The organism is Xanthomonas arboricola pv. populi, from assembly GCF_002939945.1.
Classification (GTDB): domain Bacteria; phylum Pseudomonadota; class Gammaproteobacteria; order Xanthomonadales; family Xanthomonadaceae; genus Xanthomonas; species Xanthomonas arboricola_A.
Window position 1 is genome coordinate 63,243 of sequence record NZ_MDEB01000010.1, and the last position, 16,517, is coordinate 79,759.

General features: G+C 65.5%; 13 protein-coding genes. 6 read left to right on the forward strand and 7 right to left on the reverse strand.

Annotated elements, in window-relative coordinates; all coding sequences use genetic code 11:
• Together XaplCFBP3123_RS19660 and hisS are read right to left on the reverse strand one after the other, a co-directional pair.
• On the reverse strand, positions 1 to 327 hold the full coding sequence (locus XaplCFBP3123_RS19660) for a YerC/YecD family TrpR-related protein (RefSeq protein WP_104535552.1): 327 nt from the start codon (positions 325 to 327) through the stop codon (positions 1 to 3).
• A 224-nt stretch (positions 328 to 551) separates the two neighbouring features.
• Positions 552 to 1,985 (reverse strand): histidine--tRNA ligase, encoded by a 1,434-nt coding sequence (gene hisS, locus XaplCFBP3123_RS19665; protein WP_104535553.1) that lies wholly within the window; start codon positions 1,983 to 1,985, stop codon positions 552 to 554.
• Positions 1,986 to 2,230: 245 nt separating this feature from the next.
• Between hisS and XaplCFBP3123_RS19670 the strand changes: the two genes are divergently transcribed.
• Complete coding sequence (locus XaplCFBP3123_RS19670) at positions 2,231 to 2,854, forward strand: Crp/Fnr family transcriptional regulator (protein WP_172453396.1); 624 nt, start codon at positions 2,231 to 2,233, stop codon at positions 2,852 to 2,854.
• Between the two features lie 113 nt (positions 2,855 to 2,967).
• Here XaplCFBP3123_RS19670 and XaplCFBP3123_RS19675 read toward each other — a convergent pair whose 3' ends face one another.
• Both XaplCFBP3123_RS19675 and thrC read right to left on the reverse strand, forming a co-directional pair.
• Positions 2,968 to 3,714 carry a murein L,D-transpeptidase catalytic domain family protein gene (locus XaplCFBP3123_RS19675; protein ID WP_104535555.1) on the reverse strand — a complete coding sequence of 249 codons (747 nt, stop codon included), beginning with the start codon at positions 3,712 to 3,714 and terminating at the stop codon, positions 2,968 to 2,970.
• A gap of 101 nt (positions 3,715 to 3,815) precedes the next feature.
• On the reverse strand, positions 3,816 to 5,123 hold the full coding sequence (thrC, locus tag XaplCFBP3123_RS19680) for a threonine synthase (RefSeq protein WP_104535556.1): 1,308 nt from the start codon (positions 5,121 to 5,123) through the stop codon (positions 3,816 to 3,818).
• Positions 5,124 to 5,269: 146 nt separating this feature from the next.
• Here thrC and XaplCFBP3123_RS19685 point away from each other — a divergent pair, with 146 nt between their 5' ends.
• On the forward strand, positions 5,270 to 5,584 hold the full coding sequence (locus tag XaplCFBP3123_RS19685) for an EthD family reductase (RefSeq protein WP_104535557.1): 315 nt from the start codon (positions 5,270 to 5,272) through the stop codon (positions 5,582 to 5,584).
• A gap of 74 nt (positions 5,585 to 5,658) precedes the next feature.
• Here the strand turns inward: XaplCFBP3123_RS19685 and XaplCFBP3123_RS19690 are convergent, their stop codons facing one another.
• The 3 genes from XaplCFBP3123_RS19690 to XaplCFBP3123_RS19700 form a co-directional block, all read right to left on the reverse strand.
• A complete protein-coding gene (locus tag XaplCFBP3123_RS19690) occupies positions 5,659 to 6,609 on the reverse strand; it encodes a homoserine kinase (RefSeq protein WP_104535595.1) in 951 nt (316 codons plus the stop codon).
• Between the two features lie 29 nt (positions 6,610 to 6,638).
• The gene (gene thrA / locus XaplCFBP3123_RS19695) at positions 6,639 to 9,146 is read right to left on the reverse strand and encodes a bifunctional aspartate kinase/homoserine dehydrogenase I (RefSeq protein ID WP_104535558.1); all 2,508 of its coding nucleotides are present in this window, start codon (positions 9,144 to 9,146) and stop codon (positions 6,639 to 6,641) included.
• Positions 9,147 to 9,666: 520 nt separating this feature from the next.
• On the reverse strand, positions 9,667 to 10,155 hold the full coding sequence (locus XaplCFBP3123_RS19700) for a TspO/MBR family protein (RefSeq protein ID WP_104535559.1): 489 nt from the start codon (positions 10,153 to 10,155) through the stop codon (positions 9,667 to 9,669).
• 777 nt (positions 10,156 to 10,932) lie between these two features.
• Here XaplCFBP3123_RS19700 and XaplCFBP3123_RS19705 point away from each other — a divergent pair.
• The 4 genes from XaplCFBP3123_RS19705 to pgaD are packed head-to-tail and all read left to right on the forward strand — an operon-like array spanning position 10,933 to position 16,471.
• Complete coding sequence (locus tag XaplCFBP3123_RS19705) at positions 10,933 to 12,891, forward strand: tetratricopeptide repeat protein (protein WP_104535560.1); 1,959 nt, start codon at positions 10,933 to 10,935, stop codon at positions 12,889 to 12,891.
• On the forward strand, positions 12,873 to 14,771 hold the full coding sequence (gene pgaB, locus XaplCFBP3123_RS19710) for a poly-beta-1,6-N-acetyl-D-glucosamine N-deacetylase PgaB (protein WP_104535561.1): 1,899 nt from the start codon (positions 12,873 to 12,875) through the stop codon (positions 14,769 to 14,771). The genes XaplCFBP3123_RS19705 and pgaB overlap by 19 nt, the downstream gene beginning before the upstream one ends.
• A gap of 3 nt (positions 14,772 to 14,774) precedes the next feature.
• Positions 14,775 to 16,028 carry a poly-beta-1,6-N-acetyl-D-glucosamine synthase gene (gene pgaC, locus XaplCFBP3123_RS19715; protein WP_104535562.1) on the forward strand — a complete coding sequence of 418 codons (1,254 nt, stop codon included), beginning with the start codon at positions 14,775 to 14,777 and terminating at the stop codon, positions 16,026 to 16,028.
• Positions 16,025 to 16,471, forward strand: coding sequence for a poly-beta-1,6-N-acetyl-D-glucosamine biosynthesis protein PgaD (pgaD, locus tag XaplCFBP3123_RS19720; protein ID WP_104535563.1), 447 nt, complete (start codon positions 16,025 to 16,027; stop codon positions 16,469 to 16,471). The genes pgaC and pgaD overlap by 4 nt, the downstream gene beginning before the upstream one ends.
• Positions 16,472 to 16,517: the final 46 nt, after the last annotated feature.

Here is a 16,517-nt window from a genome sequence, read left to right on the forward strand (position 1 = left end):
TCAGTGGGATTCGACAGGGCGCGACGATTGCTCGCGCAGGGCCTCGGCATAGCCGCCGGCGCCATGTTCCAGGGTGCGTGCAACGCGCCCGATGGTGGTCACGCTGACCTGGGTCAGCTCGTGGATTTCGCGATACGGCACGCCCTTGATCAACAAGGGCACCACCCGCCAGCGGTCGGACATGGCCTCCAGCTCGGCGGGCGTACACAGGTCGCGCAAAAAGGCCTCGACCGCGCTGGGCTCCTTCAGGCACGCCAGCGCATCGGCCAGCATCTTGAGGGAGGCGGCGGCATCGGTACTTTCGCGGGGGGCGGGTCGTTGTTTCATTGCGTTAATGTAATAGCGTGTTACTACATTAGCGCAAACACGGGCTGCGGGACAAGTCCGACGGGCAAAGCGTTCAGAGAAGTCCCGGATCGGGCGATGGATCAGAAAACGCTCAACCCACCGACACTAAGGTGCCAGTGGGCCTGTCCATGCCTGGGTACGCGGTGAGCGCCGCTGCCTGTCTTTACAGGCCTGGCGGTGCCATCTCACAGCTTCCGGTGGCGTCAACCGCCGTTGACGCCACCGGCCACCAGCATCGCCCTGGCCTGCTCCAGCTCCACCAGCAAGGTGCTGGCCAGCTCGTCGCGGGCCACGTCGAACTGCTGCTCGCGCACGAGGTCCTTGACCGCCACCACCCCACGCGCCAGCTCGTCGTCGCCGGCCAGCACCACGAAGCGGATGCCCGCGCGGGCGGCGTACTGGAATTGCTTGCCGATCTTCTTCGGCTCCATCTGCACTTCGGTATTGATGCCGCCGATGCGCAGCCGGCGTGCGATATCCAGCGCGTCGTCCAGGCGCGACTCGTCCATCAGCGCGACCATCGCGTGCACGCTGCTTTCGGCGATGCCCTGGATCAAGCCGGCCTCGCGCAGCTGCCAGAACAGCCGGGTCAGGCCGATCGAAATACCCACGCCGGGCAATTTGGACTTGGTGTAGTGGCTGGCCAGGCTTTCATAACGGCCGCCCGAGCAGATCGAGCCGATCTGCGGGTGGTCGGTCAGCGTGGTCTCGTAGACGGTGCCGGTGTAATAGTCCAGCCCGCGCGCGATCGAGAAGTTCAGGCAGTACGCGCTCTCGGGCACGCCCAGCGCCTTGACCAGCTCCAGCACCTCGCGCAGCTCGGCGATGCCCTCGCCCAGCGTCGCGCTCGCAGCGACCGAGGCGTCCAGCGCCTGCAGCTGCGCCAGCGCATCGGCATGCCCGTTCGAGCGCACCGCCACGAAGGCCAGGATTTTGTCGACCTGCTCGGCGGCGATGCCGAAGCCTTCGCCCACCAGCGTGTCGCGCACGTAGTCGGCGCCGCGCTTGTCGATCTTGTCGACCTCGCGCAACACCGCCAGCTGCAGCTCGCCCTCGGCCACGCCCAGACTTTCGAAGAAGCCGCGCAGCAGCTTGCGGTTGTTCAACTGCACCTTGAACGCGCCGATGCCCAGCTCGGCGAACACCGCGTGGATCACCGCAAGCACTTCGGCATCGTAGCGGATGCTCAATGCATCCTTGCCGATCACGTCGATGTCGCACTGGTAGAACTCGCGGAAGCGTCCGCGCTGGGCACGCTCGCCGCGATACACCCGCTGCATCTGGTAGCGGCGGAACGGGAAGCTCAAGTCGTGCTCGTGCTCGGCCACGTAGCGCGCCAGCGGCACGGTCAGGTCGAAACGCAGCGCCAGTTCCGGCAGGCCGCCCTCGCCGCCCTCGTCTGCCGCCGCAGCGGCATTGGCCAGCGCGCCGGTGGACTGCACGAAGTAGACCTGGCGCTCGGTCTCGCCGCCGGACTTGGTCAGCAACACGTCGGACAGCTCGAACACCGGGGTTTCCACCGGCAGGAACCCGAACCGCTCGTAGTTGCGGCGGATGACGTCCAGCATGCGCTGGAACGCGATCTGCTCGCGCGGCAGCAATTCCATGATGCCGGGCGGCGTACGGGGCTTGATCACGAGCGAAACTCCTGCAGGGCAATGTGGCGAACGCACAATTCTACCGGCTGCCGGCCGCGCTGACCGCATGGCGTATCATGCAGACGCATTCCAGCAATGCGTGACTCATGTACCGGCAGCTTTCAGACCCCAGCAGGACCTGCCCGGCGCCAAGCGCGGCCGAGCGCACCGATGCGCGCGGTTCCGACTGCGCACTGTGCGCGGTCCGCGGCCAGGCCATCTGCGCGGCATTGTCGCCACAGGAAATGGATGACCTCGAGCAGGCCACCAGCGCCCAGTCCTATGCTCCCGGCAGCACCCTGGTGCGCGCCGGCGACACCCGCCATCACGTCTATACGCTGACCTCCGGTGCGCTGCGCATGGTGCGCACGCTGGCCGACGGCCGCCGCCAGGTCACCGGCTTCGTGCTCCCGGGCGATTACGTGGGGCTGACCGAAACGCCGCAGCACCGCCACGATATCGAAGCCATCATCGACAGCCGGGTCTGCCGCACGCCGATAGCACAGATGCGCCAGTTGCGCGAGCGCTACCCGCAGCTGGAACGCAAGCTGCTGCAGCGCGCCAGCATGGAACTGGTGGCCGCGCAGGACACCGGCCTGCTGCTGGCGCGCCTGCAACCCAGCGAACGCCTGGCACATTTCCTGCTGCGCCTGGCCGCCCGCTCCACCCAGCCCGGCGCCAGCGGCGACACCGTGGCCCTGCCGATGAGCCGCAGCGATATCGCCGACCATCTCGGGCTGACCGTGGAAACGGTGAGCCGCACCTTCACCAAGCTCAGGCAACAGCAGCTGATCGCGCTGCCGCAACTGCATCTGGTGCAGATCCTGGATTACGCGGCGCTGCGTCGCCTGGCGGGCGATACCACCTGAGGCGTGGCCGGTGCGTGTTGCATGCGACGCATTGCCCGGCATATCCATCGTCGATTCGATTGACACGCGTTCTTCAGACGTCTTGCGCAGTCATGGGCTGCGCGCTCGCCCGATCAGCGCCCACCCACACTGGCGCTCGCCACCGACGCACCACATCCGCCGCTCAGCAACCGCGATTGCCGCAACCAAGCCCGGTCCGGGTAGTAAGCGAACACGAAGGCGCCTTCACGCAGGGTATCGATCAACTGTCTGGCCACCGCCGGACGCACCGCCGGACAGCCCAGGCTGCGGCCGAGCCGGCCCTGCGTGCGGATCACGGCCTCGCTGACATAGGGCGCGCCATGGATCACGATCGCGCGGTCGCGCGCATGATCGTTGAACCCGGGCTCCAGACCCTTCAGCCGTAACGAATAACCGTTGTGGCCGGTATACGACTCCTGCGCGGTGAATGCGCCCAGGCTGGACTGGAAGCTGCCGTCGTCGTTGGAAAACTTCGCCGCCAGGTTGTTGCCGGTGTTGCGCCCATGCGCCACCCATTCCTGGAACAGCAGCCGCTGCCGTTCCAGATCGAACACCCACAGCCGGCGCTCGGTCGACGGCCGGCTGTAGTCGATGACGCTGAGCACGCGTTCGGCACCCACCTGCTGACGCTGCCGCGCGCATTGCAGCGCCTCGGCCGCCAGGGTCAGCACCTGACGATCCAGCGATGGTGCCTGCCGCGCCAATGCATCGACCAGACCGATACGCGGTGCGCCCAGCGCCGGCAACGGCGCGGCGGACATGACATCGGCCGCGCTGGCCGTTCCAGCCGCTGCCCATCCGTACAACGCGGCGGCAACGGCGATCACTCGATAAGACATGCAACGACCCACATTGGACGCGGCGCCACGCTGAGGCCGCACCCGCTAGAAATAGCCCCATGGGAGACACTTTCCAACCCCGATCGCCTGAACGCGTTCGGTCAGGCCGCATCCGCAAGCAGGCGCTGCCGGAACGCAGCATAGTCCGGCGCCAGCGTTTCGGCATGCGCGGGACGCTGCAGCAGCGCGGCCAGCGCTGGCGGCACCTCCACGGCACGCCCGATCAGCGGCTCGACCACGCCCTCGAACTTGGCCGGATGCGCGGTCGCCGCCACCGCCCAGTCGCCGGTGCCGCCCTCGGCTCCTTCCGCGCGCAACTGTTCCAGCACATGCACGGCGGTGGCGGTATGCGGGCAATGCACTTCGCCGTAGCGCGCAAAGCGCTGCTGCACGGTGTGGCGGATCGCGGCATCGTCCACCGAGAGCGCACGGAAGGCCTCGCGCAGCGCGGCATCGTCGCCTTCGTAGAGCCAGCGCAGCCGCTCGAAGTTGCTCGGCGCGCCCACGTCCATCGCATTGGCCAGCGTCGCCACGCTGGGCTGCGGCGCGTAATCGTCGCCGGCAAAATAATCCGGCAACACATGATTCGCATTGGAGGCCAGCGCGATACGGCCCAGCGGCGCACCGAGCGCGCGCGCCAGGATCGCCGCCAGCCCATTGCCCAGGTTGCCGGTGGGCACCACCAGATTTAGCGCCGCCCCCGCACCGGCATGGTGTTGCAGGGCGGCATGCGCGTAGTAGCTCATCTGCGGCAGCAAGCGGCCCAGGCTGATGCTGTTGGCCGAACTCAGCGGCGCCTGCGCCTGCAGGTCGGCATCGTTCAGGGCCTGCTTGACCATCGCCTGGCAATCGTCGAACGAGCCGGCCACCCGCAAGGCCTGGATGTTGTCGCCGAAGCAGCCCAGCTGATGCGCCTGGCGCGGCGAAACGCGCCCGTCCGGATACAGCACCACCACGCGCAGACCCGGCTGGCGATGGAACGCCGCCGCCACGGCAGCGCCGGTGTCGCCGGAAGTGGCGACCAAAATGGTGAGCGGGCGGTCTTCGGCACGGCGCAGGCGGGTCAGGCAGGCCGCAAGAAAGCGCGCACCGAAATCCTTGAACGCGGCGGTCGGGCCATGGAACAGCTCCAGCGCGTAATCGCCGGGCGTGCCCAGTGCCACCAACGGCGCAGGGAAGTCGAACGCTTCGGCACAGATGGCCGGCAGCTCGGCTGCCAGCGCATCGCCGTCGAAGAATGGCTGCAGCAACGTGGCGGCGGTGTCGGCCAGCGTGGTGCCGGCAGTCAGCGTGCGTACCGGTGGCAGGGTCTGCGGCACGTACAGGCCGCCATCGGGCGCCAGGCCGGCGGCGATCGCCTGGCTCAGGCTTGCGGCGGGTGCGCCGCCACGGGTGGAGAGGAAGTTCATGGTGACGACTCCAGACAAGACGAAGACGGGGCGTTGCCCGTGAATGAGAAAACCGGACACTGCGGCATGGCCGGGCCCCGCCGCGGCGTTGCCCGGCAAGGACGACGCGGCGCTATGCTGCGCGCTCCTTCCAGTGGAGCCGGCAGATGATCAAGGTCAGCGTGATGTACCCGTACCGCGAAGGCGCCCGCTTCGACCACGCCTACTACCGCGACGCGCACATGCCGCTGGTGAGCGCGCGGATGGGCGCGGCCTGCCTGCGCTACACGGTGGACCAGGGCATCAGCGGCGGCGAGCCGGGCAGCCCCCCGGCCTACATCGGCATGTGCCATATCTTTTGCGAGTCGGTGGAGGCCTTCGGCGCCGGATTCGGGCCGCATGCTGAGGAGATTCTCGCCGATATCGCCAACTACACCGATCTTGCGCCGGTGATGCAGATCAGCGAGGTCGTGGTCGGTTGAAGCCTGCCTTGCGCGCTGCACGGCCTGCCTGCCGTGCGCGGGCGATCGATCAACGACGACCTGCGCGCGATGGCTCATGCGAGCAGCCGTGCGGCCGGGCTGGCGATCGGAGACACCCAGTGCTGGCTGTCCAGGCCAACGCCTGCGAAGGCGGCCTTCACCGGTGCGGCCGCAGCGTCGGCAGCCGCGCGCGATGCGAACCAGGCGAACACGCTGGGGCCGGCGCCGGAGATGCTGGCACCAAGTGCATCGTGATCCAGCGCGGCTTGCTTGGCAGCCGCGAATCCGGCAATCAACGGCGCGCGGCGCGGCTCGATCAACACATCGCGCAAGCCCGCACGCACCAGACCGGTATCGCCGGCATGGCAACCGGCCAACACCAAGGCCAGGTTGGTGCTCTGCGCGACGAACTCGCGCAGTTGATAGTGGCCGGCCAGGGCTTCGCGCGCGCGCCGCGTTTCCAGCACCGCATCCGGATGCACCAGCAGGCTGTGCCACGCCGCCGGCACGTTGATCGGCACCAGACGCTCCAGCGTGCACAACACCAGGCCACCTAAAAACAACGGGCCAAGATTGTCGCCGTGGCGGCTGCCGCTGGCCACCGCCTCGCCATCGAGTGCGTGCTGATAGAGCTGCGCGTTGCGCAGCGGCGCATCCAGCAGCGCGTTGGCTGCCACCAAGGCCGCCACGCACGACGCTGCCGAACCGCCCATGCCCGAACTCAAGGCGATGCCTTTGTCGATTTCGATTTCAAAGCCGAACGGCAGCGCCAGCGCCGCGCGCAACGACATCAAGGCCGCACCCGCAGTGTTGCGTTCGGCATCCAGCGGCAAGGCCACCGTGGTGCCACGGATGGCGGCGATGCGCACCAGTGGCGCATCGATGCGCCGCACCGTGACCGTGTCGCCGACGCCATCGATGGGATACCCGAGCAGATCGAATCCCACCGCCACATTCGCCACCGAGGCCGGTGCGAAGGCGCGTGCCTGGCCAAGCGCTCGCGCAGCAATCGCCATCTGCTGCATCTGCGTGCCCTGGTCTGCAGCCGCCTGGTTCACAAACGTGCCCCCTCGCCTGCCGCCACCCGCAGCAGATCGGCAAACACGCCGGCCGCGGTGACTTCCGGCCCCGCGCCAGGCCCCTGCACCACCAGCGGGTTCTCGCAATAACGACGCGTGGTGAACTGCACCACGTTGTCGGTCAGACGCAGATTGGCGAATGCGTGGTCGGCCGGCAGTTCGACCAGGCCCACACTCGGTGCGCGATCCGGCGGCAGCTGCGCGACGTAACGCAGCACATTGCCGCGTGAACGCGCATCGGCCAGGCGCTGCGCAAACGTCGCATCCACTTCATGCAGGCGCGCCATGAAATCGTCCACGCTGGCCTGACGCAACGCTTCGGGCACCAGGCTCTCGACCTGCACGTCTTCCAGGCTGATCTCGCGCCCGGCCTCGCGCGCCAGGATCACCAGCTTGCGCGCCACATCCACGCCGGACAGATCGTCGCGCGGATCCGGTTCGGTATAGCCCATGCCGCGTGCCTGGGTCACCAGTTCGGCGAACGGCACGCTGCCGTCGTACTTGTTGAAGAGCCAGGCCAGCGTGCCGGAGAAGATGCCCTCGATCGAGGTCACCGCATCGCCGGTATCGACCAGATCGCGCAGCGTGGTGATCACCGGCAAGCCGGCGCCCACGGTGGCTTCGTAGCGGAAGCGCGCGCCGCTGGCATCGGCCGCCGCACGGATGGCCTGATACCGCTGCAGCGGGCCGGAGCCGGCTTGCTTGTTCGGCGTCACCACATGGATGCCGGCGGCCAACCAATCCGCATAGCGATCAGCCACTTCCGCGCTGCCGCTGCAATCGATGATCACCGTATGCGGCAGATGCGCGGACAACAGATGCGTGGTGAAACGTTCCAGATCGGTCGCGGTGGCTGCGGAGGCGAAGGCATCGCGCCAGTTGCCGACCAGGCCGCGCTCGTCGAGCAACATGCGACCACGCGAGACCACCGCGCGCAGGCGCAGATCCAGATTGGCCTTGCCCAGCAACTGCGGCTGCGCAATGCGCAACTGGTCCAGCAACGCCGCGCCCACATTGCCCGGGCCGATCACACCGACAGAGAAGGTCTGCGGCGACAACCAGAAGCCGGCATGCGCCGCGCGCAAGGCCTTGGTCGCATGCGCCGCATCGATGGCTACCGAGATATTGCGCTCGGACGAGCCCTGCGCGATCGCCAGGATATTGACCTGCGCGCGCCCCAAGGACTCGAACAGGCGCGCCGCCACACCGGGCTGCCCGGCCATGCCATCGCCCACCGCGGCGAGAACGCTGATGCCGGTGGTCAACTGCACGCGTTGCACCTGACCGACCGTGAGTTCATGCGCAAAGGCCTGCAGCAAGGCATTGCGCGCGCGCTCGGACTCGTGCTGTTTGACCACGCAGCAGATCGAATGCTCGGAAGAACCCTGCGAAATCATCACCACCGACACCTGCGCGGTGCGCAGCGCCGCGAACACGCGCTCGGCCGTGCCCGGCACGCCGATCAGGCCGGTGCCTTCCAGGTTGAGCACGGCCAGATCCGGGCTCAATGTCAGCCCCTTGATCGGCCCGCTCACCGCGCTGCTGGCGGTGATGCGTGTGCCAGGATGTTCGGGCTGGAAGGTGTTGCGAATGATGATCGGCAAGCCGCGCTCGATCGCCGGCGACATGGTCTGCGGGTGCACCACCTTCGCGCCGAAGTACGCCAGCTCGCAGGCTTCGTCGTAGCTCAGCGTTTCCAGCTGCACCGCTTCGGGCACCACGCGCGGGTCTGCCGACAGCACGCCATCCACATCGGTCCAGATATGCAGCTCATCGGCATCGAACAAGGCCGCAAAGATCGCCCCGGAATAATCGCTGCCATTGCGGCCCAACGTGGTGATGCGGTCGGCGCGGTCGCGCGCCACAAAGCCGGTGACCACCACGCGCGTCTGCGGATGCGCCTGGCGCCACGTTGCAAGCCGCTGCGCGCTGACGTCCCAATCCACATCAACGCCGAGTTCGCCGCGGTTGACCACCAGCACATCGCGCGCATCCAGCACCGCGCAATCCTCGCCAAGCGCGCGGAAATGATCGCCGAGCAATTGCGCCGAATACACCTCGCCCATGCCTTGCACGCGGTCGAGCACCTCGCGTGGCAGCTCGCCGATCACCGCCAATGCGCCGAGGATTTGCGACAGATGCTCGAAGCGCTCGTCCAGCCACTCCACCGTCGGCCCGGAATGCTCGCCCAGCAAGGCCACCGCCGCAGCGCGATGACGCGCCCGCGTTTCATGCCAGTGCTCGCGCCATTCGGGGCGGTTCTGCGCGGCCAGTTCGGCCAGCGCGATCAACGCATCGGTCACGCCCTTCATCGCCGAGACCACGGTGACCTGCACCGACTCGTCGCGTGCCAGCAGCAACTGCGCCACATGCCGGTAGCGCTCGGCATCGGCCACCGAGGTGCCGCCGAATTTATGCACCACGGTGCGTGCGGAAGAAGCGGCGATAGCGGCGGGTTCGAGCGAAACAACAGGCGATGACATCGACAGACCTCGTTAGGGAGGCCCCGTCCGCATCAGATGTGGGAGGAAAGCCCCCGCATCCTGATCCGGGTGCGGGGCCGTTGTTTTCGGGAGTTACGCGAAGACGACGGGCCGCACCGGGCGAATGGTGACGGTGGTAATGGTGGTGCTAATGCCGGCCACGCCCGCACCCGGCCGCAGTAGCGGCTGACAGGTAAGCGAAGCGGTGGCGAAAGCATTAGGCATGTGTGCAAAAGACATCACCGGGGCGAGGCCTGTCAAGCGCTGTGAATCAAGCCAGCCTCGCGCAACGCGGCGCCTATACAGAAAGCCTTGCGGGACAAAGATTTAAGCAAGGCAGTCCCAACCGATTGATTGCCATGGAAACTTTTTGTGCGCCGGACCAAGCGGTACTTGCGCAGCATCCTGTAGCGGAGACCTGGTGCCAGACGACGTCGGATTCGGCTGATCCGAGTAGCGGCCGCGCGCCCATCTCGCGCCGAACGCAGAAGTGCATCAGCCACTCTGATCCATACAGCCCTTAGCCAAGCACCTGCGGATTGAGTTGCCACACCGAATAGTTCAACGCCGCCGCAAAACTCACCCACAGCAGATACGGAACCAACAACCACGCAGCAACCCGCTGCCACTTGGCGAACGCTACGATCGTCAGCACCAACGCCACCCACAGCGCCACGATATCGACAAACGCCCAGGCGCCCATGTGCCAGGCAAAGAACAACCAGCTCCACAACCCGTTCAACCCCAACTGCAGCACGAACAGACCCAGCGCCCCACGCGCATTGCTCCACCCACCGCGCCGCCAGACCAACCACACCGACACCGCCATCATCCCGTACAACACCGTCCATACCGGCCCGAACAACCACCCCGGTGGCGCCCAATGCGGCCGCTGCAACTCGGCGTAAAAGGTCGCTGCTTGGATCGATGCAGTCGCTCCCAAGGCCGCCACCAGATAGCAGAGCACCAACCAGCCCATCAGCCCCAGACATCGCGATTTAGTCATCATTTTCCTATTCCAATCTGATTACCACCCACTTTTAAGATAATTCGCTCATCGCAATGCAAACTTCTACACTTTCCGCATCCGCAGCGGTAAATTTCACGACCCGATAAATTCGGATACACAATTTACATGATGAGGCCGAATTGAAAAACCGAAATTTTGATAAATTACTTAAAATTCCCAAGCATCTACGTTGAATACTGATTAAAACAATCCTCCAACCAATTAACTAAAATAAAATAAAATAAATATTTATGCATAAAGTAGAAAATAGCTCTGTTTTCGCAAAAATACAATGACACTTCTACGGGCAAAGTTGTATTCGCTTAATCGCGATGATCGGATAGTCATGCTGGGCATTGCCCAAGGCCGAACGTCATCGTGCCGAACCCTGCCCAGATTGTTTGGTGAGCTTTTTCGCACATTTGTGCCGTTGCGCCAATGGCCGACCTGACCCGATTTTTAGCGTCAATTTTGACACTCAAATTTGATTAAATTCGCGCCTATAGCGGACTGATCCGATGAAGATCACGTTAAATTTGTGATGACGTTGGCTTTACATTGGCATACGCAGTATCGCCAGTCGTCATATGCCTGGAACGCCAATGCACTGCCTTCTTCCCCAGCTTTTGCAACCACGTGCGTCGCGGTTGTCCTGAGCGCTCGGGCGCACTTACTCCTCTGCTCGGCCTCGCTTTGGTTGCCGCGTGTGTGCCGCAGGCGCACAGCGGTGAAGTGCGGTCGAACGGGGTAACTGACGCCTTCATTGCCCTCACTCCCATGCAGCAGGCCGAGCAGTTGCGCGGCCGGCAGCGCTATGCGGATGCCTTGGCCATTTACGAGCGCGTGCTGCATGCCAACCCACGAGATCGTGGCGCTTACACCATGCGCGCAATCACGCTGAGCGAGCTCGGCAGTTCGCAGCTCGCGGCAGAAGCCGTGTGGCGGCATCCGGACTGGTTCTCGCAGCAGGAGCGCGAGCGCATCGAAAACGATCGCATCGCCCGCATGATCGGTTGGGCCAGTGCCGAGCCCATCGATGCCGCGCACCGCTATGCGGAGATCGACCAAGCCTTGGTCAATGTCGCCCGCATCGAACGCGAATCACCGCCGAAGTCGACGTGGGAAGCCACGCGGCTGCGCATCGACAGCCTGGTCGCACTCAACCAGCGTCAGCGCCATCGCGACGTGGTGGCCAACTATCAGGCGTTGAAAGCGCAGGGCATCGAGGTTCCCGCGTATGTGCTGCCGGCGGTCGGCGATTCGCTGTTGGGGCTGCGTCGCCCGGCCGAGGCCGAAGCCGTGCTCCGGCAGGCCCTGCAGCACACCCCCGACGACTTCAACACGCAGCTGTTGCTGGGCTACGCCTTGCTGGAGCAGGAACGCTTCGATCTGGCGATGCCACTGTTCGAAACGCTCGCGGCCACGCAGGCACCGTGGCCGCGTCGCAATGGGGCGAGCAGCGGTTACGAAAACTGGGATCGCTTCAGCGCAGACATCGCCCTGGCCACTACACGCTCGGCGGCCAACGACAATCGGGGCGCAGACGCCCTGTTGCGCGAACGCGTGGCCATCGGGCCCGACAATGCAGAGCTGCAGGCGGCACTGGCCTCGATCGAATTCCGTCGCGGGCTGCCCAGCGCAGCACTGCAACGCAACGCGATGGCGTTGACGCTGGATCCGCATCAAAAACAGGCGCGCGGTGGCGTGGTCGAAGCGCAGCGCGACCTGGATCGCCTGGATCTGGCTGAGGCGACCTTTGCGCAGCTGCATAAGGAGTATCCGGACGACGCCGGCCTGCAGCGGCTTGGCGCCTCACTGGAACGTCAGCGCGGCTGGCAGGTGCATCTGAGCCATGCGCGCGGCCGCAGCGACAACGACACCTTGACCAACAGCACCTCGCCGCTCGGCAACGACTTCGGCAGCACGTTGCTGGAAGCCGAATCGCCCCTGCTCGGCGAGCGCTGGCGTGTAGGTTTGCGCGCACGCGACGATTGGGCCGATTTCCAGGACACGCGTGTGCGCTATCGCAGCTTCTGGCTGGGCACGCACTACCGCTACGACCGGCTGGATGTCAGCACTTACGGCGGACGGGCGCTCGACGACTTCGATCGCGATGGCACCGCCTGGGCGCTGGATGCCGGCTGGCGTTTTTCCGATGCCTGGTACGGCAGCCTGGCCTGGCGCACGCGTGATCCGGAAGCCTCGTTGCAGGCCCGCCGCTTCGGCATCACCGGCGACAGCATCGGCGCGGCCCTGCGCTGGACACCTAACGACGAAAGCCGGTGGGAACTGCAGGCACGCCAGTTGCGCTACAGCGACGGCAACCGGCGCGATCAACTCGATCTTTCGGGCAGCCAACGCCTGTGGGCAAGCCCGCACGTGCTGCTGGATGGCCTGTTCACCGCCTCGGCCGGACGCGCCGACGGCGACCGCGCAGTCAATTACTTCAATCCACGCCGCAGCTCTGCGGTGGCCGCCGGCGTGCGCATCGATCAGATCGGCTGGCGCCGCTACGACTACGCCTTCCGACAGCGGCTGGAGGTCACCGTCGGGCCGACCTATCAGTCCGGCTTCGGCAGCCAGTGGGTGCCCAGCGCGGCGTATCGGCACCTGTGGTCGCTGGGCGATGGCAGTGCGCTGAGTTACGGCGTGAGCTGGTCGCGCCCGGTCTACGACGGCCAGCGCGAACAACAACTTGGATTGGACCTGGATTTCCGATGGGGAGGTACGCCTTGATCCGCCTGCCGCTGTTGCTGGTCGCCTTGTTGCTGATGACGTTCGCGTCGTCGGCGCAGGCGGGCCTGCTGGTGCTCAGCTACCACGATGTTCGCGACGATGTCGCCGCCAAGGGCGATCCCGATCGTTATGCGGTGTCCACCAGCAACTTCGCCGCGCATCTGGACTGGCTGCGCTCGCACGCCTATCACCCGGTGAGCGTGCAGCAGGTACTGGATGCACGTGCCGGCAAACGCGCCCTGCCCTCCAGGCCGGTGTTGCTGACTTTCGACGACGGCTTGCGCAGCGTCTACACGCGTGTGTTCCCGTTATTGCAGGCCTATGGCTATCCCGCGCTGGTTGCGCCGGTGACCAGCTGGGTCGAATTGCCGGCCGGCCAGGTGGTGCCCTACGGCCATCGCGATTTCACCCACGAGGATTTCGTCACCTGGGCGCAACTGCGCGAAATGCAGGACAGCGGCCTGGTCGAAATCGGCTCGCACAGCGACGATTTGCACAAGGGCATTGCCGGCAACCCGTTCGGCAATCAAACGCCTGCCGCTGTCACTCGTCATTGGGATGCGGGCAAGGGCTATGAAAGCGAAGCGGTTTATCGCCAACGCATCCAGACCGATCTGCGCCATAGCCGCGACACCATCGTGGCCCATCTGGGCAAACCGCCGCGCGCCATGGTATGGCCGTATGCCGCCTACAACCGCGCCAGCAATGCCACTGCCGCGCAACTGGGCATGACGCTGAGCTTCGACCTGGAAGGCCGTTCGCACGAAGCCGATATCGGCCAGCAGGGCCGCGACCGCGTGGACGGGCAATCGCTGGCCAGCCTCGGCCGCCTGTTGCTGTTCAACAATCCCGATGTGCGCGACCTGGCCGGCGAACTGCGACGCGATCTGTCGCGCGATGGGCTGCGCGCGATCCAGATCGATCTGGATTACGTCTACGACCCGGACCCGGCGCAGCTGGCACGCAACCTCGACATCCTGGTCCAGCGCGTCAAGGACATTGGCCCCAGCCATGTGTTCCTGCAGGCTTTCGCCGACCCGGACGGCGATGGCGCAGCCGATGCGCTGTACTTCCCCAACCGCCATCTGCCGATGCGCGCGGATCTGTTCGGGCGTGTCGCCTGGCAGCTGCGTACCCGTGCCGGCGTGCGCGTGTTCGCCTGGCTGCCGGTGCTGGGCTTCCATCTGCCCGATGCACAGCAGCAAGCCGCACTGCAGATTCGCGGCAACGACCCGAAGGATGTACCGCGCCTGGATCCGGGCAATCCGCGCACGCATCAGCTGGTCGCCGACATCTACGAAGACCTGGCCGCCAACACCTACTTCGAAGGCCTGCTGTTCCATGACGACGCCTACCTGCGCGACGACGAAGTGCCTGCTTACGGCGGTGGCGACCCGACCAAGCGCACGCAGCAGCTGATCGGCTTCACCCAGGAGCTGAAGGCGGCCGCCGAACGCTGGCGCCCCAAGCTGGTGACCGTGCGCAACCTGTTCGCGCAGCCAGTGCTGGAGCCGCAGAGCGAAGCCTGGTTCGCGCAGCGCCTGGACGCGTTTGCTTCGGCCTACGACTACACCGCGCTGATGGCGATGCCGTACATGGAGCAGGCCAACGATCCACAGCACTGGCTGCAGCAGCTGGCACAGCGTGTCGGCCAGCAACCGCATGGTTTGGAGAACACCATTTTCGAACTGCAGACCGTGGATTGGCGCACCGGCAAGCCATTGCCTGACGGTGTGCTGCTCGCACACAGCAAATTGCTCCTGGCTGCGGGCGTGCGCCACCTGGCGTATTACCCCGACGACTTCATCGGCGGCCACCCGTCTCTTCCCGAAGCGCGCGAGGCCATGTCGGCTCGGCAATTCCCATATATCGAGCGGTAACCGATGACGACCAGCCTCCTGTTGGGCGCCCTGTTCAACTTCGCGTTTTTCTATCCGATCATCATGGCGTTCTTCTGGATGATCGGAGGCACCTACTACTACCTGCGGCGCGAACGCGGCACACCGGGGCCCTCGTCGCCGCCACCGTTGGCCAGCGAGCCGTTCGTGTCGTTGCTGGTGCCCTGCTACAACGAGGCCAAGCATGTCGGCGAAACCATCGCTGCGATGAGCGCGCAGAACTATCCGGATTTCGAGATCATCGCCATCAACGATGGCAGCAACGACAACACGGCCGAAGCGCTCGACGATCTCACCCACCAGCATCCGCGCCTGCGCGTGGTGCATCTGGAACAGAACCACGGCAAGGCCAACGCGCTGCGTGTCGGCACGCTGGCGTCGCGCTCGGACTATCTGGTGTGCGTGGATGCCGACGCCATCCTGGACCCGAATGCAACGCGCTGGATGGTCGGCCACCTGATCTCCGGCCCACGCGTCGGCGGCGTTACCGGCAACCCGCGCGTGCGTAACCGCACCACCTTGATGGGCCGCATGCAGGTGGGCGAGTTTTCCGCCATCGTCGGGCTGATCAAGCGTGCGCAGCGCGTCTACGGACGCCTTTTCACGGTCTCCGGGGTGATCTGCGCGTTCCGGCGCTCGGCACTGCATGGCGTCGGCTTCTGGTCCGACAACATGGTCACCGAAGACATCGACATTTCCTGGCGTCTGCAGCTCGACGACTGGGATATCCGCTACGAACCCAACGCGCTGTGCTGGATCCTGATGCCGGAGACCTTCCGTGGCCTGTGGATGCAGCGCCTGCGCTGGGCGCGCGGTGGTGTGGAAGTGTTGCTGAGCCATGGCCGCCGCGTGCTGTCATGGCGCAGCCGACGCATGTGGGGTGTGCTGCTGGAATACGCGCTCAGCCTGGCCTGGGCCTACACGATGCTCTTCATCATCGTGCTGTGGCTGCTCGGCAAGGTCATCCCGCTGCCGCCTGCGCTGTACGTCGACACCATCCTGCCGCGCTGGCATGGACTGGTACTGGCGGTGGTATGCCTGATGCAGTTCGCCACCAGCTTGGTGATCGAACGCCGCTACGAAAAAGGCCTGGCGCGCCAGTTCTTCTGGGTGATCTGGTATCCGGTCGCCTTCTGGATGATCGGCATGCTCACGGCCGTCATCGCCTTCCCACGTGCCCTGCTCGCGCGTCGCAGCAAACGCGCCCGCTGGAAAAGCCCCGACCGAGGAATCCAATGACACCGCCCATCATCAACCTGCCGCAACGCCTGGGCCGCTCGCGCCGCCTCGCCTACGGCGCCGCCACCGCTGGCGCCTGGATGGTCTACTTCTATCTGTGGGCGCCACTGGCGACGCTGATCGCCTGGTTCTTCGGCCTGCGCAGCGCGTATACGGAGCTATATCTCAAACACAACGCACTGGACCCGTTCGCACTGGGCGCCCTGCCGGTGATCGCACTGATGAGCGCCATCACCACCGTCGGCTGGGCCGAGTACAACCGCATCCGCTTCGCCAAAGCCGACCGGCGCAAACGCCGCCGCACCGTACTCGAACCGGAAGTCGATCAACGCCTGGGCGTTCCCGAACAGCTCGGCAGCCTGCTGCGTCATAGCCGCATCTCGTCGGTGGCGATGGACAAGTTTGCAAGGCCGGTGGGGGTGCGGGTGGTGCGGCATGGGTAAATTAGGAATTAGCTTCCCGACACCACCTTGGTCCCTGCAACGAGGG